General features: G+C 63.2%; 21 protein-coding genes. 12 read left to right on the top strand and 9 right to left on the bottom strand.

What is annotated here, in order from left to right:
* Positions 1–23 precede the first annotated feature (23 nt).
* Positions 24–662, bottom strand: coding sequence for a Pr6Pr family membrane protein (locus tag H3U89_RS01930; protein WP_198178735.1), 639 nt, complete (start codon positions 660–662; stop codon positions 24–26).
* A gap of 106 nt (positions 663–768) precedes the next feature.
* Here H3U89_RS01930 and H3U89_RS01935 point away from each other — a divergent pair, with 106 nt between their 5' ends.
* Entirely contained in the window at positions 769–2,115 is a 1,347-nt protein-coding gene (locus tag H3U89_RS01935) for a nicotinate phosphoribosyltransferase (RefSeq protein WP_198176835.1), read from the top strand.
* On the top strand, positions 2,115–3,134 hold the full coding sequence (locus H3U89_RS01940) for an aldo/keto reductase (RefSeq protein ID WP_198178733.1): 1,020 nt from the start codon (positions 2,115–2,117) through the stop codon (positions 3,132–3,134). The genes H3U89_RS01935 and H3U89_RS01940 overlap by 1 nt, the downstream gene beginning before the upstream one ends.
* Before the next feature lie 25 nt (positions 3,135–3,159).
* Here the strand turns inward: H3U89_RS01940 and H3U89_RS01945 are convergent, their stop codons facing one another.
* Positions 3,160–3,471 carry a DUF3039 domain-containing protein gene (locus tag H3U89_RS01945; RefSeq protein ID WP_232345433.1) on the bottom strand — a complete coding sequence of 104 codons (312 nt, stop codon included), beginning with the start codon at positions 3,469–3,471 and terminating at the stop codon, positions 3,160–3,162.
* 62 nt (positions 3,472–3,533) lie between these two features.
* Here H3U89_RS01945 and coaD point away from each other — a divergent pair, with 62 nt between their 5' ends.
* The 8 genes from coaD (at position 3,534) to H3U89_RS01985 (ending at position 11,247) form a co-directional block, all read left to right on the top strand.
* On the top strand, positions 3,534–4,046 hold the full coding sequence (gene coaD, locus H3U89_RS01950; protein WP_154313169.1) for a pantetheine-phosphate adenylyltransferase: 513 nt from the start codon (positions 3,534–3,536) through the stop codon (positions 4,044–4,046).
* Positions 4,043–4,732, top strand: a complete 690-nt coding sequence (locus H3U89_RS01955; RefSeq protein ID WP_154313170.1) for a cell division protein — start codon at positions 4,043–4,045, stop codon at positions 4,730–4,732. The genes coaD and H3U89_RS01955 overlap by 4 nt, the downstream gene beginning before the upstream one ends.
* Positions 4,729–5,349, top strand: coding sequence for a YceD family protein (locus H3U89_RS01960; RefSeq protein ID WP_154313171.1), 621 nt, complete (start codon positions 4,729–4,731; stop codon positions 5,347–5,349). The genes H3U89_RS01955 and H3U89_RS01960 overlap by 4 nt, the downstream gene beginning before the upstream one ends.
* A gap of 64 nt (positions 5,350–5,413) precedes the next feature.
* Positions 5,414–5,608, top strand: coding sequence for a 50S ribosomal protein L32 (gene rpmF, locus H3U89_RS01965; protein ID WP_015021378.1), 195 nt, complete (start codon positions 5,414–5,416; stop codon positions 5,606–5,608).
* 142 nt (positions 5,609–5,750) lie between these two features.
* A complete protein-coding gene (gene rnc / locus H3U89_RS01970; protein WP_198179463.1) occupies positions 5,751–6,512 on the top strand; it encodes a ribonuclease III in 762 nt (253 codons plus the stop codon).
* Between the two features lie 217 nt (positions 6,513–6,729).
* A complete protein-coding gene (locus H3U89_RS01975; protein ID WP_198178731.1) occupies positions 6,730–8,670 on the top strand; it encodes an acetolactate synthase large subunit in 1,941 nt (646 codons plus the stop codon).
* Positions 8,671–8,684: 14 nt separating this feature from the next.
* Positions 8,685–9,239: an acetolactate synthase small subunit gene (gene ilvN, locus H3U89_RS01980; protein ID WP_029677724.1), complete on the top strand. Its 555-nt coding sequence runs from the start codon at positions 8,685–8,687 to the stop codon at positions 9,237–9,239.
* Positions 9,240–9,282: 43 nt separating this feature from the next.
* Positions 9,283–11,247 (top strand): ABC-F family ATP-binding cassette domain-containing protein, encoded by a 1,965-nt coding sequence (locus H3U89_RS01985; RefSeq protein WP_198178729.1) that lies wholly within the window; start codon positions 9,283–9,285, stop codon positions 11,245–11,247.
* Positions 11,248–11,249: 2 nt separating this feature from the next.
* Here H3U89_RS01985 and H3U89_RS01990 read toward each other — a convergent pair whose 3' ends face one another.
* The gene (locus H3U89_RS01990; RefSeq protein ID WP_198178727.1) at positions 11,250–11,975 is read right to left on the bottom strand and encodes a type 1 glutamine amidotransferase; all 726 of its coding nucleotides are present in this window, start codon (positions 11,973–11,975) and stop codon (positions 11,250–11,252) included.
* 91 nt (positions 11,976–12,066) lie between these two features.
* On the opposite strand from H3U89_RS01990, the gene cysS reads away from it, so the two are divergent.
* Both cysS and H3U89_RS02000 read left to right on the top strand, forming a co-directional pair.
* Positions 12,067–13,644 carry a cysteine--tRNA ligase gene (gene cysS / locus H3U89_RS01995; protein ID WP_198178725.1) on the top strand — a complete coding sequence of 526 codons (1,578 nt, stop codon included), beginning with the start codon at positions 12,067–12,069 and terminating at the stop codon, positions 13,642–13,644.
* Positions 13,645–13,648: 4 nt separating this feature from the next.
* Positions 13,649–14,659, top strand: a complete 1,011-nt coding sequence (locus H3U89_RS02000; protein ID WP_198178723.1) for a LacI family DNA-binding transcriptional regulator — start codon at positions 13,649–13,651, stop codon at positions 14,657–14,659.
* Between the two features lie 2 nt (positions 14,660–14,661).
* Here H3U89_RS02000 and H3U89_RS02005 read toward each other — a convergent pair whose 3' ends face one another.
* The 6 genes from H3U89_RS02005 to H3U89_RS02030 form a co-directional block, all read right to left on the bottom strand.
* Positions 14,662–15,792, bottom strand: a complete 1,131-nt coding sequence (locus tag H3U89_RS02005; protein ID WP_198178721.1) for a glycoside hydrolase family 172 protein — start codon at positions 15,790–15,792, stop codon at positions 14,662–14,664.
* 93 nt (positions 15,793–15,885) lie between these two features.
* A complete protein-coding gene (locus tag H3U89_RS02010; RefSeq protein WP_154313179.1) occupies positions 15,886–16,767 on the bottom strand; it encodes a carbohydrate ABC transporter permease in 882 nt (293 codons plus the stop codon).
* A gap of 20 nt (positions 16,768–16,787) precedes the next feature.
* A complete protein-coding gene (locus tag H3U89_RS02015; protein ID WP_024627639.1) occupies positions 16,788–17,723 on the bottom strand; it encodes a carbohydrate ABC transporter permease in 936 nt (311 codons plus the stop codon).
* Between the two features lie 31 nt (positions 17,724–17,754).
* Positions 17,755–19,065 (bottom strand): ABC transporter substrate-binding protein, encoded by a 1,311-nt coding sequence (locus H3U89_RS02020; protein ID WP_198178719.1) that lies wholly within the window; start codon positions 19,063–19,065, stop codon positions 17,755–17,757.
* 288 nt (positions 19,066–19,353) lie between these two features.
* Positions 19,354–19,809 carry a hypothetical protein gene (locus H3U89_RS02025; protein ID WP_045935034.1) on the bottom strand — a complete coding sequence of 152 codons (456 nt, stop codon included), beginning with the start codon at positions 19,807–19,809 and terminating at the stop codon, positions 19,354–19,356.
* A 19-nt stretch (positions 19,810–19,828) separates the two neighbouring features.
* On the bottom strand, positions 19,829–20,773 hold the full coding sequence (locus H3U89_RS02030; RefSeq protein ID WP_232339242.1) for a carbohydrate ABC transporter permease: 945 nt from the start codon (positions 20,771–20,773) through the stop codon (positions 19,829–19,831).
* Position 20,774: the final 1 nt, after the last annotated feature.

The following is a 20,774-nucleotide window of genomic DNA, read 5'->3' on the forward strand; positions in this document are numbered from 1 at the left end:
GTCCCTATTATTCCGTCAACCGTCTACCGATCAATGGTCAGCGGTGTCTTGGCCGGCAGAATGCGATCAATCAGGAAGATGACCAGCGACAGGGCGAAGAAAACAACCAGGTACTCAGCCATGTTGACCGTCAACTGGGCCCAGCCCAGATGTCCGAGGTCCAAGAAGGCATAGGGATAAGGGTCGCCGTCCGGCTGCGGTCCCGAATGAGGCCAGATGGCGGCCCTGATCAGCACAAAGGCTACATAGAAGGGGAAATAGATCAGCCAAGTCAGCACATTGTGCCAGCGGAAGCGACGATGAGGGTCGAACAAGAGGAAGTCCACCGTTGCCATGATTGGGCTGATGACGTGAATCATCCATGTGGTCCTGATGCCCAGGACCAGTTTGTAGTCCGTGCTGTTCAGCCCCAGGACCAGGATGGCCACCAGCCCGGTGATGACGATGTAGAGCGTCAGGCAGCCCTTGAGCCAGGAGGGGGGCTGGATGCCCTTGAGCAGGGTGGCCGCTCCGGCCCAGAGCATGACCAGACCCAGGGCGATATTGGTCTGGAAAGTAAAATAGACCCACTTATTGCCGATCCCAAGCAGCCAGGCCTCGAAGGTGCCGCCCAGGCAGAAAAAGGCGATCAGCAATCGGTAGATGCCCACGACGAATCTCATGCGGACCAGCTTAGCCCGACCTTGCGAGGACAGGGCGAGCCAGTAGGTCGGCAGAGGATTAGACTGGGGGCCAACCAAGGGCTTTTCCACCCACAAAGGGGAAGATATGAACGCCGAAAACAGTAGTAGGGTCACCGGAACCTCTACGGCTCTGATGACCGACATGTATGAATACACCATGCTGGATGCCGCCCTGCAGGACGGTACGGCCGGGCGACGATCCGTCTTCGAGGTCTACACCCGACACCTGCCGGCGGGGCGCCGCTACGGAGTGGTGGCCGGCACCGGACGGATTCTGGATGCGCTGGCGGATTTCCACCCCAGCGAGGATGAACTTCGCTTCCTGTCCGACCGCCACATCGTCAGCCCGACCACCATCGACTGGCTGGAGCACTTCCGCTTCACAGGAACCATCCGCGGCTACAGGGAGGGCGAGATATTCTTCCCCGACTCCCCCATCCTGCAGGTCGAAGGCGGCTTCGGCGAGTGCACCCTGCTGGAGACCCTGATCCTGTCCATACTCAACTACGACTCCGCCGTGGCCTCGGCCGCCTCCCGTATGGTCACCGCGGCCAAGGGCAGGCCCTGCATGGACATGGGTGCGCGCCGGGCCAACGAATACGCGGCCGTGGCGGCGGCCAGAGCGGCCATAGTCGGCGGATTCCAAGGGACCTCAAACCTGCTGGCGGCCAAGCGATACGGCTTCAAGGCCATCGGAACCGCAGCCCACTCCTTCACCCTCCTGCATGACAACGAGCGCGAGGCCTTCCAGGGGCAGATCCAGGCCTTGGGCAAGGGGACCACCCTGCTGACCGACACCTACTCCATCGAGGAGGCCGTCAGGACGGCCGTCGAGGTGGCCGGACCTGAGCTGGGCGGGGTCCGCATCGACTCCGGAGACCTGGGCTCGCTGGCCCAGCAGGTCCGCGCCCAGCTGGACTCCCTGGGAGCCACCAAGGCCACCATCACCGTCACCAACGATCTGGATGAATACGCCATCGCCTCCCTGCAGGACGCTCCGGTGGACTCCTACGGGGTGGGCACCATGTTGGTCACCGGTTCGGGAGCCCCCACCTGCGCCATGGTCTACAAGCTGACCGAGCGCGAGAACTCTTCCGGAGTCATGCAGGCCGTAGCCAAAAAGTCGGTGGGCAAGGCCTCGGTGCCGGGACGCAAGCTGGCCTACCGCTCCTACCACAACGGGGTGGCCGACGCCGAGCACGTCATCTCGGGTGCTGAGGATGCGCTGGCAGCCTTTACGCCTGAACAGGACTGGCGGGATCTGCTGGTCACCTATGTGGACCATGGCCAGAGCATGCCGGAGTTCCAGGGCGGGCAGGCGGTCCTGGATGCCCGGGAGCATCGGGCCAAGGCCCTTGAGGAGTTGCCCATCAACGCCCTGAGCCTGATGAAGGGTGAGCCGGTCCTGCCCACCCTGGTTAGGAGCATCTGATGAATATGCAAGGCGAAACCTACCAGCCCGACCCGAACCGATACGATTCCACAACCTACCGGACCTGCGGCGACAGCGGCCTGAAACTGCCGCCCATCTGCTTGGGCTGCTGGCACAACTTCGGCGACACCACACCACTTGACCGTATGCAGAAGCTGTGCACGACGGCCTTCGACCACGGCATCACCCACTTTGACCTGGCCGACAACTACGGGCCCGAACCAGGCGCCGCCGAGCGCAACATGGGGATCATCCTGCGGCGATGCTTCAGCCACCATCGCCAGGAGCTGGTCATCTCCACCAAGGCCGGTTATGAAATGTGGCCCGGCCCATACGGAAACCTCGGCTCACGCAAGCATCTGCTGTCCGGACTGGACCAGAGCCTGAAACGGCTGGGACTTGACTATGTGGACATCTTCTACCACCACCGCCCCGACCCGGATACGCCTCTCGAAGAAACCATGGGTGCCCTGGCCCAGGCGGTCACCAGTGGCAAGGCCCTCTACCTGGGACTGTCCAACTACGACGGGCCGACCATGGCACGGGCTGCGGCCATCCTGACCGAGATGCACGTCCCCTTCGTCATCAACCAGAACCGCTATTCCATCTTCGACAGAACCATCGAGGACAACGGTCTCAAAGAGGCGGTGATGAAAGAGAAGAAGGGGCTGATCACCTTCAGCCCGCTGGCCCAGGGGCTGCTGACCGACCGCTACCTGCACGGGATTCCCGAGGACAGCCGGATTCGGGCCGACGGCCGCTTCCTCAAGGAGTCCGCCCTGACCCCCCAGCGGCTGAAGCAGATTCAGGATCTGAACGAGCTGGCCCGCCAACGCGGCCAGAGTCTGGCAGAAATGGCCCTGGCATGGCTGCTCAGGGACCCTGCTGTCACCTCAGTGCTCATCGGCGCCTCCAAGCCCGAGCAGATCCTGGACAATCTCAAGGCCGTCCAGTCGGCCGATTTCAGCCAGGAAGAGCTGGAGATGATCGACCGTATCGCCTTGGGCAAGCGGTCCTGAAGCAGCCTGGACCACTCAGTGGCGCTCAGTGGCCGCCGCCGGTCATCTGCTCGTAGATGCGCTTGCAGTCCGGGCAGACCGGGTATTGGGAGGGGTCGTGCTTGGGCACCCAGACCTTGCCGCAGAGGGCCACAACAGGCCGGCCGGTCAGCTTGGACTCGGCGATGCGCTCACGGGAGACGTAGTGGGCGAACCGGTCGGCATCGCCCTGGTCGTTCAGCCGGGTCTTCTCAGCGGTCTCGGTGTCCGGACGGTCCAGCACGGCCGTGCCAGTGCCCTGGTCGGGGTTCTGCTCCCGCTCCGGATCCTCCATGCGAATGCTCTTGCTTGCAGTCATGACATCCATGGTACGGCGGTGAGCTACACGTTCGCTCCCTATGACGCGCTACGCTGAGAATCATGACTATCGCTGTATGCCCTGGCTCATACGATCCGGTCACCTCCGGCCACATGGATGTGATCGAACGTTGCGCCTGCTTCTTCGAGACGGTCCACGTGGTTGTGGCCGTCAACGCCGCCAAGACCCCCATGTTCAGCGAACAGGAGCGGGTGGCCATGATCCGCCAGGCCCTGGACGAGGACGGGTACCCGAACATCACCGTAGCCTCCACCGATGGCCTGATCACCGACTACTGCCGTAAGGTAGGCGCATCGGTCATCGTCAAGGGACTGAGGCAGAACGGGGACTATGAGGCCGAGCTGGGCATGGCCCTGGTCAATCGCAAGCTGTCCGGGGTGGAGACGCTCTTCCTGCCAGCCGATCCGGTGAGGGAGCACATCTCCAGCACCATCGTCAAGGACGTGGCCAGACATGGCGGGGACATCACCGGCATGGTCCCCGACAGCGTCGTGGACGCGCTGATAGGCACATTGCACAGGGACACACCGCACACGGAAAAGAGTCAAAGATGAACGAGCAGACCCAGGAAAGGGACGATGGCGAGCCTATCGACGACTCGACCAGAGCCAGCGCTCCCAAGCCCGCAGTCGACATGAAGGACCTGCCCGACCTGCAGGAGGATCGAAGCGAGAGCGGGAACCCCCGATCGGAATTCACCACCGTCTATGACATCATCGACCGGATCCAGGCCATGCTGGATGAGGCCAAGGCCCCGCTTTTCAGCCCGGGACTGGTCAAGGTGGACAGAGACGAGCTGGCCGACGACCTCAACGAACTCAAGAAAATGCTGCCGGTGCAACTGGAGCGGGCCTCGGCACTCATGAGGGAGGCGGAGCGTCGGCTGAACACGGCGCAGACCCAGGCCAACGCCACCGTATCCGACGCCCAGAGCCGGGCTGCAGACATCGTTAAGGAGGCCGGCGAGCAGGCCCGCTTCCTGGCCGGCCAGGAGAATGTAGTGGCCATAGCCCGACAGAAGGCCCAGACCATCATCGACACGGCCCAGGCCCAGGCAGACCGTCTGGTCCAGGGGGCCGATGGGTATGCCGCCCAGGTCATGGGCGAGCTTGACACCCAGCTGGGCAAGATGAGCCAGGATGTGCGTGCCGGCCTGGAGGTTCTCCACCAGCGTGAGCAGGAGGCAGCGCGTAGCATGAACGCGTCAGTCTCGGACCAGGGAAAGGAGACGCAGGGATGAGCAGACCGGAGGATTCCCCCTGGGCGGTGTCAGTGGCCCAGGTGTCGACGCGGGCAGGGCAGAGCACCCGGGTGGACCGCGATTTTCCAGCCCCGGAAGGCATTGGCGACCAGGTGGTAGGCATCCCGGCAGGAACACCCGTGCATGTGAAGGGCGACATCGACTCGCTAGTGGACGGACTTTTATTGCAGGCCCACATCAGCGTGCCCCTGAAGACCGAATGCACCCGCTGCCTCAGGCCTGTGGATACCAGTATCCAGGACGATCCGGTGGTCTTCTTCCCCTACAAGGAGCCCGAGCCGGAGCCGACCCATGGCAAGGAGGAGATCCTGGCCGAACAGGAGGAGGCCAGCGGCCAGACCTATCCTCTGGCCAGCGGGGGCGCCTTCATGGATCTGGAGGCCCTCTTGCGCGACACACTTGTGGAAGCCCTCCCCCTGCAGCCCCTGTGCCGACCCGACTGCCGGGGCCTGTGCCCCCAGTGTGGCATGGACCTGAATGACCATCCCGATCACCACCACGAGATAATGGACGACCGCTGGGCTGCCCTTGAGGGACTCAAGCAGCGTCTGGAGCAGGAGGAGAACCCCGGCAGCGACGGCCGAACTGGCGAATGACCGGAGGTTGCGGTAGACTGCTCTACGCTTAAGCTCGAAGTATTCGATCGAAACAGAGGACAATATGGCACTGCCAAAGTACAAGACCTCGCGCGCCAACACCCATTCGCGGCGCGCCAACTGGAAGACCCAGGCCGCCGCTACGGTGACCTGCCCCAACTGCGGAGCTCCTGCGCTGCCGCACATGGCATGCCCCAGCTGCGGCATGTACCGTGGGCGCGTCTACCGCGACGCCATTCGTTCGCAGTTCAGCAAGTGAGCCGATAAGCGTTCGACACGCAACGAGAGAACCCCGGCCATCGACGGGTGGCAGGGGTTTTTCCATATCATCGGACGGCAAGGCCGAGAAAGCGAGGGGGGCCATGCAGACAGGGCACTCCAGGAAGGATCAGGAAGACCATATGCGGCAGGAGGAACAGGGGCAGGCGGATCCCGGCAACCAGGCAGCTGAGGAGCTCTTCCAGGCCTTGGGCGGCAGAATCAGCCCGGAGCTGCTGGTACACGCCCTGACCCATCGCTCCTTCGCCCATGAGCACCCGGGCATGCCCAACAACGAAAGGCTGGAGTTCCTGGGCGATGCGGTTCTGGAACTGGTGGCCACCGAGACCCTATACAAGGTTCATCCGGACATGACCGAGGGCCAGCTGGCCAAGATGCGGGCCAAGGCGGTCTCCGAGGAGGCCCTGTCGGCCATCGCCCGGCAAAAGCTGCACCTGGGGAAGTATATTCTTCTGGGGCGGGGAGAGAGCGAGAACGGCGGGGCCGACAAGGACTCCATACTCTGTGACACCGTCGAATCGCTGATCGGGTCGGTCTTCGTGGAGCACGGCATCGAGGGGGCCAGGACCACGGTCCATACCCTTCTTGACGATACCCTGGCCGAGGTGGCCACCGAGGGGCCGGCACTGGATTGGAAGACCTCGATCACCGTCAAGGCCCACAAGCTGGGCTTGGGCGAACCCCGGTACGCCATGGCGGTCTCCGGGCCGGAATACGCCCAGGTCTTCACCGCCGAGCTGCGCCTGGAGGACGGCGGGACCGTGATCGGCAAGGGCCGGGCCAGCAGCAAGCGGAAGGCCCAGCTGGCTGCTGCCGCCCAGGGGTGGAAGCGGCTGGACGACCAGGATCTGCTTGCGACCCTGCGCGCCGAGCAATCAGCCTGAAGTTCCTGTCGGAATTCCGGTATGCGGTACTGCGCCAACGCCCCGACCAGACCCCTGTTTAGACTATGGGCATAACCCGGAGACACGCCGTCACGAACGGCACAGGTGCCTCCTCCTGATCGGGATTCGTCCGCCCACCCCGCCGACGCTCCGACAGGTTCGTATTTCGACATGCACGGCCGCAGGTCGGCGCGCAGTCTGGAGGTCGAGAGGAAACATGAGTCTGCCGACACCTCTGCAAGCATTCAGCTCGGTACCCAAGAACTGGGACCATGACGACAAGGATGTCCCCGCCCAAGGCGAGCCCATGACGGGAGCCCAGGCGCTGATTCGGTCCCTGGAGGATCTGGGGGTCACCCAGGTCTTCGGCGTTCCAGGAGGGGCCATTCTGCCCGCCTACGACGCCATCGACGAGCAGGTGCGCTTCAACTTCACACTGACCCGTCACGAGCAGGCCGCCGGCCACGCAGCCGAGGGCTACGCCGTCTCCACGGGCAAGGTCGGAGTCTGCCTGGTGACCTCCGGCCCCGGGGCCACCAACATGGTCACCCCCATAGCCGATGCCATGATGGACTCGGTTCCCCTGGTGGTGGTGACCGGTCAGGTGGGTGTGGACTCCATCGGCACCGACGCCTTCCAGGAGGCCGACATCGTGGGCATCACCTACCCGGTGGCCAAACACTCCTATCTGGTGACCAAGGCCCAGGACATCCCCCGGGTCATGACCGAGGCCTACCACATCGCCCGTTCGGGAAGGCCCGGCCCGGTGGTGGTGGACCTGAGCAAGACGGCCCAGAACGGCAAAATGCTTTACTCCTGGCCCCAGGAGATGATCCTGCCCGGCTACAACCCGGTGACGCGGGCCCACGGGCACGTCCTGGACGATGCCGCCCGGCTCCTGGTCCAGTCACACAGGCCCGTTCTCTATGTGGGCGGCGGCGCAGTCCGGTCCGACGCGCGTCGGCAGGTCCAGGAACTCGTGCGAGCCACAGGTGCCCCCATGGTCACCACCCTGCCTGCGCGGGGCATCGTACCCGACTCCGATCCAGCAGTTCTGGGAATGCCCGGAATGCACGGCACGGTGGCCGCCAACGGGGCCATCCAGCACTCCGACCTGCTGGTGGCCGTGGGCACACGCTTCGACGACAGGGTGACCGGCAGCCTGGAGGACTTCGCACCGGTGGCCCGGGTCATCCACATCGACATCGACCCGGCCGAGATCGGCAAGAACCGGCAGGCGGACGTACCCATAGTCGGGGACGTGGGACAGGTGTTGGACGATCTGATCCCGGCCCTCAAGGCGGCCCAGCACACCTGGGGCAAGCCCGACCTCAAGCCCTGGTGGCGGCTGATCGACGGCTGGCTGCATGACTACCCAACCACCTTTGAGCCCAGCCCGGACGGCATCCTGGCCCCCCAGTGGGTGGTACAGACCCTGAGCAACAAGGCCGATCCGGATACCATCTGGGTATCCGGCGTGGGTCAGCACCAGATGTGGGCCAGCCAGTTCATCGACTTCGAGCGCACCCGTTCCTGGGTCTCCTCCTGCGGGCTGGGAACCATGGGCTACGGTCTGCCCGCCGCCATCGGCACGGCAATCGGCACCAGGGAAGAGGAAGATCCGCGGCCCGTCTGGCTAATCGACGGGGACGGATCCTTCCAGATGACCTCCGAGGAGCTGGCCACGGCCGGGCAGGCGGGACTGCCCATCCGCATCGCCATACTCAACAATTCGGTCTACGGCATGGTCCGTCAGTGGCAGACCCTCTTCTATGGCAGCCACTACTCCCAGACCAACCTGGAGGACGGCGGCGCCAGGCCCACAGACGGCAACGGCATCCCCGACTTCGTCAAGCTGGCCGAGGCCTATGGCTGCCTGGGACTGCGGGCCTATACCCAGGAGCAGGCCCTGGAGGCCATCGATAAGGCCAACGCGGTGACCGACCGGCCGGTCCTGATCGACTTCCGCGTCTGGAAGGATGCCATGGTATGGCCCATGGTCCCGGCAGGCGCTTCCAACGACACCATCATCTACAAGCCGGGAGTGCAGCCCCTGGCCGGCATCCGTCCGGAGCAGGAACAGCCCGAGCCGCGCGAGCAGACCGGAGCCGACCGTGCAGCCATGGCCAGCGACGCTGCCGGTCGGATGAACAAGTAGGAAAGGGGCACCACATGGCCAATTATCCAGCATCCAAGCCCGGTTCCGAACGGCACACCCTTTCCGTCCTGGTCGAGAACCGCCCCGGCGTCCTGGCCAGGGTGGCCGGCCTGTTCGCCCGGCGCGCCTTCAACATCAACTCCCTGTCCGTCTCGTCCACTGAGCGGGACGACATCTCCCGGATCACGGTCACTGCAGACGTGGAGGCCGTCCCCCTGGAGCAGATCATCAAGCAGCTCAACAAGCTCCTGCATGTGCTCAAGATCGTCGAGCTCAAGGGCGACGAGGCCGTGGAACGCGAGCTGGTCATGATCAAGGTCAAAGCCAACGAGCGCAACCGCTCCGACGTGCTGGAGATCGTCAAACTCTTCCGCGTGCGCGTGGTCGACGTCCACCCCGAGTCCCTGACCATCGAGGCAACCGGGGCCGAGGGCAAACTGGAGGCCCTGCTGCGGCTGCTGCGGCCCTTCGGCATCATCGAGCTGGTCCGGTCGGGCGCCGTAGCCGTCACCCGGGGACCCCGGGCCCTGAGTGAGAAGGTACTGGGTTCCCAGATCACCGATCGCTGATTCCCGGGACTTCCATCCAAGGCTGGCGGTAGATTGGGGAATCATGCCCATCTATGATCTCGGTCTGGAACATGTCGCTCTGTCATTCGCCACCAAAACCATCTTTACGGATGTGACTCAGGGCATCTTCGAGGGTGACCGGATCGGCATCGTGGGCCGGAACGGCGACGGCAAGTCCACCCTGTTGCACCTGTTGAAAGGCACCCAGGAACCCGATCAGGGCCGGGTGACCATGCGCAATGGTCTCACTTTCGGCATGCTGGACCAGCGTGATCCCCTGAAGGACGAGGACACGGTCCGCAAGGCGGCCTTGGAGAACCGACAGGACTACGAGTGGGCTGCCGACCCCAGATCCCGCGAAATCGTCGAGTCCCTCCTGGGCGGCATGGAGCTGGAGGCCAAGGTGGGCACCCTGTCCGGCGGCCAGCGCCGCAGGGTGGACCTGGCCCGGCTGCTGCTCCGGGATTGGGACATCCTGGCCCTGGACGAGCCGACCAATCATCTGGACCTGCTCACCATCCACTGGCTGGCCGAGCACCTGAAGAACCGCTGGTCCAGGAATTCCGGAGCCCTCCTGCTGGTCACCCACGACCGCTGGTTCCTGGACGAGGTCTGCACCTCCATGTGGGAGGTGCATGACGGAACCATCGACCCCTTCGAGGGCGGCTACAGCGCCTACATGCTCCAGCGGGTCGAGCGCGAGCGCCAGGCGGATCTGGCCGAGACCAAGCGCCGCAACCTGGCCCGCAAGGAACTGGCTTGGCTGACCCGGGGCGCCCGGGCCCGCTCGACCAAGCAGAAGTTCCATGTCAAGGCCGCGCAGGAACTGATCGCCGACGTGCCACCCATGCGCAACAGCCTGGAGCTCAAGCGGATGGCCACCTCCCGCCTGGGCAAGCAGGTGGTGGATCTGGTCGACGTGACCAAGATCTATCCGGAGGCCGACTCTGATGCCGATGGGAACAAGAACGACCGGGTCCCCTCCCCTCATGCCGAGCGCCCTCTGATGGGCTCGGTGACCGTGGCCGCAGATCCCGACAAGGATGGCGAAGACGACCAGGACCGTCCGGGCACTGCAGCGGCCGACACCCTGACCATCAGCGGACACAAGGTCCTGGACGATGTGACCTGGCTGATCGGCCCTGGCGACCGGTTTGGCATCGTAGGCGCCAACGGGGCCGGCAAGTCCACTCTGCTGGGTCTGATTGACGGCAGCGTGGCTCCCACAGCAGGACACGTCAAGGTGGGCAAGACAGTCCGCTTTGCGGTGCTGACCCAACGTCTGGACGAGCTGGAGAAACTGGATCGCTATCGGATCAAGGAGGTCCTCAGCCGTTACAAGCCCACCTATCTGGTGGAGGGCAAGGAGGTGTCCCCCAGCCAGCTGATGGAGCGCCTGGGCTTTGAAAGCTCCCAGTTGATGACCAGGATCGGCGACCTGTCTGGCGGGCAGAAGCGCCGCATGCAGCTCCTGCTCATCCTGCTGGACGAGCCCAACGTGCTGGTCATGGACGAGCCTGGCAACGACCTGGATACCGACATGCTGGCCGTCATGGAGGACATGCTGGACTCATGGCCGGGCACCCTGATCGTGGTCTCCCACGATCGCTACCTGCTGGAGCGGGTGACCGACCAGCAGTTCGCGCTGATTGACGGCAAGGTGGTCCATCTGCCCGGCGGTGTCCAGGACTACCTGGATATGGTCGATTCGGCCGATCGGGAGGCTGCGGATGCACCGGGCCGGGCATCAGCCAAGGAGACCGGGAATCCCGATCAGGCCAAGGCCGAACGTGTCGCCAGGCGAAATCTGAGCAAGCAGGCCTCTGCCATCGAACGCAAGCTGGCCAAGCTGGCCGATCAGCGCAAGGATCTTGAACGACAGATGGCCGAGCACGACCCCGGCGACTACCAGGGTCTCAACGAGCTCAACAGCAAGCTCAAGGATCTGACCGGGCAGTCGGACCAGCTGGAGGAGGAGTGGCTGACCATCGGGGAGGAGCTGGAGTAGCCTCAGGCGGCAGCCAGCTGGGCGGCCTGGGTCGAGCACCGGGCCGCAAAGGCAGAGAAGATTGCGTCGGCCAGGGGTTGCATCTGCGGCAACCCCTTGATGAATTCCTCGCGCATTTTAGCGATCTTGGACTTCTTCATCGTGCCGACCATGCTCGGCACCTGCATCCACTCCTCGAAGATGGGCGCCGTCACCTCCAGGTGGAATTGCAAGCCTAGAGCTGACCCGAGCCGAAAAGCCTGAACCTTGGTTGCCTGAGAACGGGCCAGGAGCTTGGCCCCAGGCGGCAGGGTGACCTGGTCGGCATGCCAGTGCAGCACATCCGTGTTCTTGCTCCACATGGCCACGTCGTCGTCCTGCCCCACCCAGCGGATGGGCCCCATGCCGTATTCGGGCTCCTGGTCCCGCATCAGGGTGCCTCCCAGGGCCCGCGCCAGAATCTGATGACCCAGGCAAATCCCCAGAATGGGCTTGTTGGCAGCCATTGCCGCCTTGGCCAGCTTGGTCTCCGCCTTGAGTCCGGGGTGATGCTCATAATCGTCAGCCGACATGGGCCCGCCCATGATGACCAGTCCCGCCAACTCACGCGAGCGCGGCAGCCTGGGCTTCTTCTCGTCCACGATATTGGTGATCTCGGTGTCCAGCCCGCACTCCTGGAGGTTGTCGAGAATGCGACCCGGCTTCTCCCAATCAACATGCTGGAGCACCAGCACCCTAGGTTTCGCCATGATTCCATTCTTGCACATGTGCCGTCGGGCCGGGTCCACAGGCTCGGCATTTCCTCTTGGACGGTCAGCAAGCCTTGATAGGCTCAAGGATATGGATACGAGTTCGCAACCGCATGATTCCAAGGCTTCAGTCAGTCTGGCCGCAGCTGGTCTGCGTCTGTATGACACGGCTGATCACCAGGTGACCCCCTTCCGACCCATCGAACCGGGCAAGGTTGGCATCTACGTGTGCGGGGCCACGGTGCAGAGCTCGCCCCACATTGGCCATATCAGGACCACACTGGCCTTCGACGTGATCCGGCGCTGGCTACTCAGGCTGGGATACCGGGTGACCCTGATCAGGAACGTGACTGACATCGACGACAAGATCCTGACCAAGGCGGCGGCCAACGGCCAGCGCTGGTGGGAGCGGGCCTACATCTACGAACGCGAATTCACCCATGCCTACGAGACCATGGGGGTTCTGCCACCCACTTACGAACCCAGGGCCACCGGACACATCCCCGAGATGATCGACCTCATACAGCGCATCATCGACCATGGCCACGCCTATGTGGTGCCGGACGAGCAGGGCCGTCCATCAGGCAACGTCTACTTCGATGTGGCCTCCTGGCCTGAGTATGGTGCCCTGACCCACCAGCAGACCGGCACACAACCGACCGACGAACAAGCCGCCGCCAACGATCGGCTGGGACCCAGCATTGACACCGATGAGCAGACTGCCGACACCGATGAGGAGCCCGGCAAGCACGACCCCCGCGACTTTGCACTTTGGAAGGCGCCCAAGCCCACCGATCCACCCACGGCTCGCTGGCAAACACCCTTTGGCACAGGTCGGCCGGGCTGGCATCTGGAATGCTCGGCCATGAGCCACCGCTATCTGGGTGCGGAGTTCGACATCCACGGAGGTGGCCTGGACCTGCGATTCCCCCACCACGAGAACGAGATGGCCCAGTCGCACGCGGCCGGCTGGAGATTCGCCCATCGCTGGATGCACACGGCCTGGGTGACCCAGAAGGGCGAGAAGATGAGCAAGTCCCTGGGCAACGGGCTGTCCGTGGACCAGGTCCTGTCGCAGCATCCGGCCTGGGTGGTGCGCTACGCCCTGGTCTCTGTGCAGTACCGATCCATGCTGGAATGGTCCGACCAGTCCCTGCAGGAGGCCCAGGGCGCCTACGAACGCATCAGCAACTTCGTGGACCGGGCCGGACGAATCCTGGGAGCACAGCCCGAGCGTGACCGAGTGGCTGGACTGGGCGCGGACGATCTGCCAGAAGACTTTGTGCAGGCCATGAATGACGACATCAACGTCTCCGGCGGTCTGGCTGCCCTCTATGCGCTGATCCGTCAAGCCAACGCGGCAATGGATGCCGATTCTGAAACGCCGGACCGGAAGTGGCTGGCCAATGCCCTGCTCCAGGTCAGAGCAATGCTGGATGTCTTCGGACTTGATCCACTCGACCCCCACTGGGCCAGGGCGGCAGCCGACCATGACGATCGGGCCATGGACACCCTGGATGCCTTGGTAGGCCAACAGCTGCAGGAACGCGAACAGGCGCGAAAGGATCATGACTTCGCCCGTGCCGATGCCATCCGGGACCAGCTGACGGCGGCCGGCGTGGCCGTTGCGGACACACCCGCTGGCAGTACCTGGGATCTGAGCCGCTGAACCCATGTCCGACATACGCGACGTCGCCAGAAGGGCCGGGGTCTCGGTCAGTACAGTATCTTATGCCTTCTCCGGCAAGCGCCCCGTCTCTCCGGAAACCTACCAGCGGATCATGCAGGCCGCCGACGAACTGGACTACGCCCCGGATGCCGGCGCCCGGATGCTGCGGGCCAAGCGCAACCAGATCGTCGCCCTGAGCGCCCCCCTGCGCCCCGGACAGAACCGGGCCTCCTACGCGGATTACTTCATCGAGATGGCCAGCTGCGAGCATGCTCGCGGCTACGACTCCCTGCTGCTGACCGCTGAGAATGGTGTTGAAGACATTCGGCGGGTCACCCGTAGCAATCTGGCTGACGGGGTGGTCCTGATGGATCTGGTGGACGATGACATCCGTGCCGCCCAGGCCGCCTCATACGGACACCCCTGCGTGGCCCTGGGAGTGCCTCGGCAGCATGCGGCCTGCGCCTGTGTGGATTTGGACTTTGATCTGATGGGCCGCATGGCGGTGGAAGCCATGGCCCGAGCGGGGCGCAAACGCCTGCTCTTTCTGGAGGACCTGGAGGGCGAATACCGGCGCGGGTCCGGCTTCCGCCTTATCCTGCTACGCAGTCTCAAGACCTGGGCCCGTCGCTTGGGCATGGATCTGCAGCTTCAACCGGGACCTGCCGGCAGCGATCTGGCCTACACCCAGCAGGTGCTGGACGTCATCCATCACGGCCACATTGATGGCCTGATTGGTCAGATCCGCCCCTCCCTGCTGGACACTGTGGTGGTCCGTATGCGCTCGGACGGCATGAGCATTCCCGATGACGTGGCCGTTCTGTCCTGCGCTGCAGGCAAGGTGAGCCCTACTCTTGAGCTTCAAGGCATCTCTGAGATGCCCCTCACACCCCGTTCACTGTGTGCCAAGGCTGCGGATCTGCTGACCCAGGCTGTGGAGGAGGGGGCTTCCCTGGCCGGGCGGGTCCAACTGGAGCGACCCAGGCTGATCGACCGCTCCTCCATCAGCCGATAGACTCAACGGGGCCGACGATCCCGCTCCCCTGTCTCCAGCACATTTTGCGGGAAGGGCTGATGGGGCTCCTGCTGGTACCAGTAGGCCACGCTGGCCAGGTCGTCCTGACGCTCGAAGTAACCCTGTTCGTCCACACCTATCTGTTGCAAGGTCACCTTGATGTCGCTGCTGAAAATAATGGGGTCGGGGATGTGCCAACGGTAGAACCCCCTGGTCACCGGGGTATCAGCATCCCAGTACTGGGATTCGCGGTTGTCCAACTGCCGGGAATGGAAGGGAAATCCCATGTAGGCCCCGCTGTAGGTGACCTCGTGCATCCGGCCATCAGGATCCTGCCCGGCAAAGCTCCAGGCACCGCCGAAGTAATCCTCGCTGCCTGTGGAGCACCAGGTGGGATAGTCCTTGTCCCCGTCCAGGTAGACCTTGACCTCGCCCTCGCCCCACCAGCGGCTCTCCAAAGCGGTCAGAGCCAGATAGGTGCCCACGTAGGAGCCCCGACCATGCACCCCATCCAGGATCACGTAGTCCTGACCCAGTTCGGTGACACGCTGACGGCGCCACTGGGCATGGAAGGTCATGACCTCCTCGGGCAGCTCGTCCTTCTCCACGTAGTCGATCTGGTAGAAGAAGGCCTCAATGGGTTCGTTGTGCCGGTTGCGCAGGACGATCCGGGCCCCGTCGTGGAAGGGCATGGGCCAGTAGCAGTTGAAACCCCGGCGCGGGTAGACGGCCACAGGCACGGACTCCACCCTGCAGGCCTGGGCGTGGCCGCAGCAGAAGAAGTCGCCCAGAGGCACGCAGACGGAGGGTGTCTGCTCGCCATCCCAATAGCATTCCAGAATCAGATTGCGCAGGACGTTGGGTCCGGTGGGCGAGGTGGCATCGGTCACGGTCATCCAGATATGGCGGATCTCGCCCGCGCCGGACAGGTCGGCCAGGACCATGTCCTGCCCGGGAGGAATGTTCCTGAGGCAGGGGGTCCCCTTTCTGGATGGACCGAGATTGCTGGCCGTCATGGCTGCACTGCCCTTGCCTCCCCGAGGATTCTCGGCGTTGATGCAGCGGGTGCGGTCTGCGGATGGGCGGGTCAGCGCCTCAAGACCGTTGGTGAAGTTCGGCATGGTCATACCCATGGTTGTGATTGCCTTTCGTATTCGGGCCGCCCGCTCCCCTCCTCTGCCTTCTTGCAGCAGGCGGCCATGTTCAGTGTACTTGTGCAGCGGCGATTACTTGACGGCGCCCGCCACTATCCCCTGCGAGAGCTTCCTCTGGAAGAAGATGAAGAAGATGATGGTGGGGATGATGCTGAGCAGGGAGGCGGAGGCCAGGTCGGTGGCAGCCATGGTGTGCTGCCCCTGCATGGTCGCCAGGGCCAGCGGGATGGTCTGCGTCTTCTCGCTCATCAGGAAGGCCATGGGAATCATGTACTCGTTCCAGGTCCAGATGAAGAAGAAGACGAAGAGGACGCTGATGGTCGACCAGGACACCGGCAGCACGATCTTGCGCAGAATCTGCCAGCGCGAGGCCCCGTCGACGGTGGCCGCCTCCAGGATGGCCTGGGGGAAGGTCCCGTAGACCGAGGAGAGCAGGTAGGTGCCGTAGGCGCTCTGGATGATGGTGAAGATGATGATGATGGACCACTGGGAGTTATAGAAGCCCATCCACTTGAACATGACGTAGAGCGGGTAGAGCAGGGCCTCTTGGGGAACCATGTTGGCCAGCATGATGAACAGGAGGATGACCGTGTTGCCCTTGACCCTGCCGATGCCCAGGGCGAAGGAGTTGAGGACCGAGAGCAGGACCCCGACCACCGCAACCACCAGGGAAATCAGCAGGGAGTTGCCCAGCTTGAGCGGGAAATTGCTCTTGTTCCAGAAGGAGATGATGCCGTCCATGCTGAAGTGCGCGGGCACGGACAGGGGGCCCGTGGCGTTGTAGTCTGCCGTGGTCTTGAATGCGTTCAGGACCAGGATCAGCAGGGGGAAGAGCATGATTACGGCTCCTGCGATCAGCAGGACCAGACCGACCCAGTTCCCCCAGGTGCGGATTCTATGGGCGTGCCGGGAGGACACCCGGGCGTCGGCTTGCAGTGTGGCTTGATTATTCATGATGTGCTTCCTAGCCTTCCTCAGGCGATGCTCTTTTGCACGCGCTTCTGCACGATGGTGAAGACGATGGAGAAGATGACGATGACCACGGTCAGGGATGTCGAGATGGCGGCGCCGTAACCCACCTGCTGCACCTGGAAGAACTGGTTGTAGGAGTAGTAGGAGGGAACCATGGTGGATGTTCCGGGCCCACCCTTGGTCAGCAGATAGACCGGGGCGAAGGTCTTCAGTGCGCCGATGGTGGAGGTGAGGATGACCACCAGCAGCTCGGGAATGATCGAGGGCAGGGTGATGACGCGGAACTTCTGCCACCAGTTGGCCCCGTCCAGACTGGCCGCCTCGTAGAGCTCGGGGTCCACCCGCTGCAGTCCGGACATGAAGATGACGATGGGGTAGCCCAGCTGGATCCAGATCAGGATGACCATGAGGATGGGCAGGGCCGTGGTGGTCGAACCCAGCCAGTTGTGGGCCAGGCCGCCCAGGCCGATCTTGGTCAGCAGGTCGTTGACCGCTCCGTCTTCAGGCCGGAAGATCCAGCCCATGATGATGGTGGCCACGGCCACAGGCAGAACCTGGGGCAGGTAGTAGAGTGCCCGCAGGGTCGAAGAGGTGTGGGGGCCGAACTTCTTCTGGATCACGTCGGTCAGGGCCGAGGAAATCAGCAGGCCCAGGACGGTGGGAATGATGACGATGGCCACGATGATCCAGAGGGTGTGCCCGAAGGAGACCCAGAAGGTCGAGTCGCCCATGAGCCGTCGCCAGTTGCGCAGACCCACCCATTTGGTCGGCCCCACCCCCCTCCAGCGGGTGAAGCTCAGGTAGATGTTCCAGAAGATGGGCACGATGACGATGGCCACAATGCCTATCAGGCCGGGAATCAGATAAGGAACGAACCGCGAGGGCGCACTGCCCGGGATGCGGGACTGCGCCTTCTTCCTGCTATGTGTGTCAGACATGCTTGTACTCTCCTTGGCGGATTGACGCAGCTCAGTCGTCATCCAGATCGAGCTGGGCGACGCCGTCGTCGTAGTTCTTATGCAGGGTGTCCAGAACCTGGTCGGGGCTCTTGGTGCCGTTGACCAGCTCTTGGAAGGCGGCCGGCATGGCGTCGGTCAGGTTGGGCGCAGGGTAGTCGGGATAGTAGCTCATCCGGCTGGCGTCCGAGGCTTTGGTGTATTCGTTGACCAGATCACGGCTCTTGGGGTTGGTGATGGCTGCCGTATCGGCCGCCACCGGCACGCCGCCCTTGTTGCCGATGTAGTTCTGGACCTCCTTGGACAGGACCACGTCGATATAGCGGGCCGCGGCATCCTTGCGCCGGGACTTCTGCGGGATGACCAACAGGTTGCCCGCGCAGCCCTCGACCATCTTGGCCCCTGGGAAGATAGAGGCAGTCCAGTCGAAGTTCTTCACCTGTTCCATGAAGCGGGTCTGGTTCCAGGTGCCGGTCTGGTAGATGGGATAGGTCCCCTTGATGAATGCCGTGGTCGTGTCCTCGGCCTTCATGCCGGTGGCGTTCTTGGAGATGTATCCCTTGTCGATCCAGTCACGGATGGTGTTGGTTGCGAAGGTCAGCGGCTTGCTTCGCCAGTTGACCGGATGCTTGTAGAGCTGCCAGTCGTCGACGAATTTGGCATCGGCCTTGGTCATGGCCAGCTGCCACCAGAGCCAAAGCACCCCGTATTCCTGGGCATCGGCCGCTATGGGCGTGACCCCGTGGCTCTTGAAAGCCTTGAGGGCTGCCACGAATTGGTCAAAGGTTTGCGGGATGGGTATCTTGTACTTGTCAAAGAGATCCTTGTTGTAGTAGACCCGCTGCATCTCCGCATAGGAGGAAACCCCGTACCAGGTATCCCCGTCCATGACGCCGCGCTTGTCGTACTTGCCCACTGCCGCCGCCTGGCCGCGCACCTTCTTGTCCCAGCCGTACTTCTGCACATAGGGCTTCAGGTCGGTCAGCAGCTGCAGGGTGGACAGGACCCCGGCCGAGCCGTTGCCGCGATTGGACTCCATGACGTCCGGGGCGTCGTCCGAGTTGAGGAACTGGCTGCCATTCTGGGCAATCTGAGTGAAAGACTTGACCTCGAAATCCACCTTGATGCCGGTCTGTCGGGTAAAGATATCGGCAGCCTTCAGCCAGCCCCGGGCCTGACCACTGCTGGGCTCCTCGTAGTACCAGATTTTGATGCTGGACGGATGGGCTTCCTGGGGGGCATCGCCCCCAGATCCGCAGGCCGCCAGCGGCAGGATCGACATGGCCAGGGCCAAGGCCGCCCCGATCCCTCTTCTGATCTTCATGATGGCTCCTAACTTCCTTGCATCCTTGCATCCAGTTACCGCGATTCGACTTGTCGAAAGGTTTCGACTCCGGGCGGACTGCAGGGCACTGACCATCTCCGTCGATGCACCCGAGATGTCGAATCGTTTCGACTCAGTATAGAAGACGTTCATGGGTCATGTCAACAGGGCGCGCGAAGAAGACTGCTTCAAAAACCAAAATCCCCTCTGCATTGCCCGATGGCTTCGTACAATGCAGAGGGGGTTGAAAGCGCAGCGATCAGGGGCGCCGCAGGCCCCAGGAGCTGGTCACCTTCGACTCGACGAGATCCGGCGGATGGTCTTGTTCCTGGCCACATAGGTGACAAAGGCCAGGCCGTAGGCGATCAGCGATAGCCAATCCGCCGTGGCCAAGGAAAAGACCATGCAGAAGATCATCCAATACTGCACCCCCCGAACGATCGTCGAGGGCCGCATGGCCCGCAGAGCCACAATAAAGGAGACCGCCCCAAGGATGAGCAGCAGAAAACCGTAGGACTGGGCCACTGTGGCCGCGCCGTTGACTGTGGCCATGTCGTCGGCCAGACGTCCGGCACGGCCGAGGATGGCATAGCCCTCGTCCTTGAACCAGGGCGAGTAGATGAACATGGTGACCGAGGCCATGATCACGTTGATGGCTGCCGCCACCAGGAGGATGATCTTCTCGGTCCTTCTGCTCGCTACGTCCTTGCCCGCCAGATGATCCCTACGGTTTTCCTTTGCCATTGTTGCCGCCTTTCCTGATTCAGCCCTTGAGACCCGAGGTGATGTTCAGCGACTGCAGGAAGTAGCGCTGGGCGAACACGAAGAGCAGCAGGGTCGGGATGATGGCCAGGCAGGTGGCCGCGCAAAGCGTGCCCATCTGGTTGTACTGCATCATCTGGTTGCCCAGCAGCTGCAGGCCGGCCGTGACCGGGGTCTTCTTGATGTCGTTGAAGACCAGGGTGGGCCAGAGGAAGTCGTTCCAGGCGCCGGTGAAGGCGAACAGGAAGATCACGATCAGGATTGGGCGGATGGAGGGCAGCATGATGCTGCGGAAGATGCGGAAGTCGCCGGCGCCGTCAATCTCGGCGGCCTCGTCGATCTCCTTGGGGATCCCCTTCATGAAGTTGCGCACCAGGAAGATGTTGGCCACGTTCCCCAAGCCGGGGATGATGCAGGACCAGTATGAGTTGATCCAGCCGAAGGTGGCCACGATGCGGTAGGAGGGAATCATGTTGACCACGCCCGGGAACATCGAGATGAGCAGGAGGACGAAGAAGAGCGTGTCCCTGCCCTTGAAGTTGATGCGGGAGTAGCCATACCCCGCCAGGGCCACCACGCAGACCGCCAGGATGCCGTGCGACAGCGAGATGATCAGCGAGTTGCCCAGCCAGTTGAAGACCGGGTAGGAGGCCGAGGCCTGCAGCAGGGTCAGATAGTTGACGGTGACCCAGTGCGCGGGCAGGAAGTTGTAGGCGTTCTTCAGGAACTCCTGGGGTGACTTGAACGATGTCGTGATGGTGTAGACCACAGGAATGATCCAGACCACAGCCAGGACGATCAGCACCGCATAGATGGCCACCAGCGAAGGCTTGAGCACCTTGTGGTGGTTTTCGGGCACGTTCTCCCCGCCGGGAACCGTTGCGCTGGGGCCAGGAGCCTTGAGCCCCTTGCCCAGGGATGGCATATCAAGGGTTGCCGAACTCATG

This window comes from Bifidobacterium sp. W8104, assembly GCF_016100735.1.
GTDB classification, from domain to species: Bacteria; Actinomycetota; Actinomycetes; order Actinomycetales; family Bifidobacteriaceae; genus Bombiscardovia; species Bombiscardovia choladohabitans.

Coding starts and splice junctions, on each gene's coding strand:
- H3U89_RS01930 (WP_198178735.1), bottom strand. CDS start 662: ATGAGATTCGTCGTGGGCATCTACCGATTGCTGATCGCCTTTTTCTGC.
- H3U89_RS01935 (WP_198176835.1), top strand. CDS start 769: ATGAACGCCGAAAACAGTAGTAGGGTCACCGGAACCTCTACGGCTCTG.
- H3U89_RS01940 (WP_198178733.1), top strand. CDS start 2,115: ATGAATATGCAAGGCGAAACCTACCAGCCCGACCCGAACCGATACGAT.
- H3U89_RS01945 (WP_232345433.1), bottom strand. CDS start 3,471: ATGACTGCAAGCAAGAGCATTCGCATGGAGGATCCGGAGCGGGAGCAG.
- coaD (WP_154313169.1), top strand. CDS start 3,534: ATGACTATCGCTGTATGCCCTGGCTCATACGATCCGGTCACCTCCGGC.
- H3U89_RS01955 (WP_154313170.1), top strand. CDS start 4,043: ATGAACGAGCAGACCCAGGAAAGGGACGATGGCGAGCCTATCGACGAC.
- H3U89_RS01960 (WP_154313171.1), top strand. CDS start 4,729: ATGAGCAGACCGGAGGATTCCCCCTGGGCGGTGTCAGTGGCCCAGGTG.
- rpmF (WP_015021378.1), top strand. CDS start 5,414: ATGGCACTGCCAAAGTACAAGACCTCGCGCGCCAACACCCATTCGCGG.
- rnc (WP_198179463.1), top strand. CDS start 5,751: ATGCGGCAGGAGGAACAGGGGCAGGCGGATCCCGGCAACCAGGCAGCT.
- H3U89_RS01975 (WP_198178731.1), top strand. CDS start 6,730: ATGAGTCTGCCGACACCTCTGCAAGCATTCAGCTCGGTACCCAAGAAC.
- ilvN (WP_029677724.1), top strand. CDS start 8,685: ATGGCCAATTATCCAGCATCCAAGCCCGGTTCCGAACGGCACACCCTT.
- H3U89_RS01985 (WP_198178729.1), top strand. CDS start 9,283: ATGCCCATCTATGATCTCGGTCTGGAACATGTCGCTCTGTCATTCGCC.
- H3U89_RS01990 (WP_198178727.1), bottom strand. CDS start 11,975: ATGGCGAAACCTAGGGTGCTGGTGCTCCAGCATGTTGATTGGGAGAAG.
- cysS (WP_198178725.1), top strand. CDS start 12,067: ATGGATACGAGTTCGCAACCGCATGATTCCAAGGCTTCAGTCAGTCTG.
- H3U89_RS02000 (WP_198178723.1), top strand. CDS start 13,649: ATGTCCGACATACGCGACGTCGCCAGAAGGGCCGGGGTCTCGGTCAGT.
- H3U89_RS02005 (WP_198178721.1), bottom strand. CDS start 15,792: ATGGGTATGACCATGCCGAACTTCACCAACGGTCTTGAGGCGCTGACC.
- H3U89_RS02010 (WP_154313179.1), bottom strand. CDS start 16,767: ATGAATAATCAAGCCACACTGCAAGCCGACGCCCGGGTGTCCTCCCGG.
- H3U89_RS02015 (WP_024627639.1), bottom strand. CDS start 17,723: ATGTCTGACACACATAGCAGGAAGAAGGCGCAGTCCCGCATCCCGGGC.
- H3U89_RS02020 (WP_198178719.1), bottom strand. CDS start 19,065: ATGAAGATCAGAAGAGGGATCGGGGCGGCCTTGGCCCTGGCCATGTCG.
- H3U89_RS02025 (WP_045935034.1), bottom strand. CDS start 19,809: ATGGCAAAGGAAAACCGTAGGGATCATCTGGCGGGCAAGGACGTAGCG.
- H3U89_RS02030 (WP_232339242.1), bottom strand. CDS start 20,773: ATGAGTTCGGCAACCCTTGATATGCCATCCCTGGGCAAGGGGCTCAAG.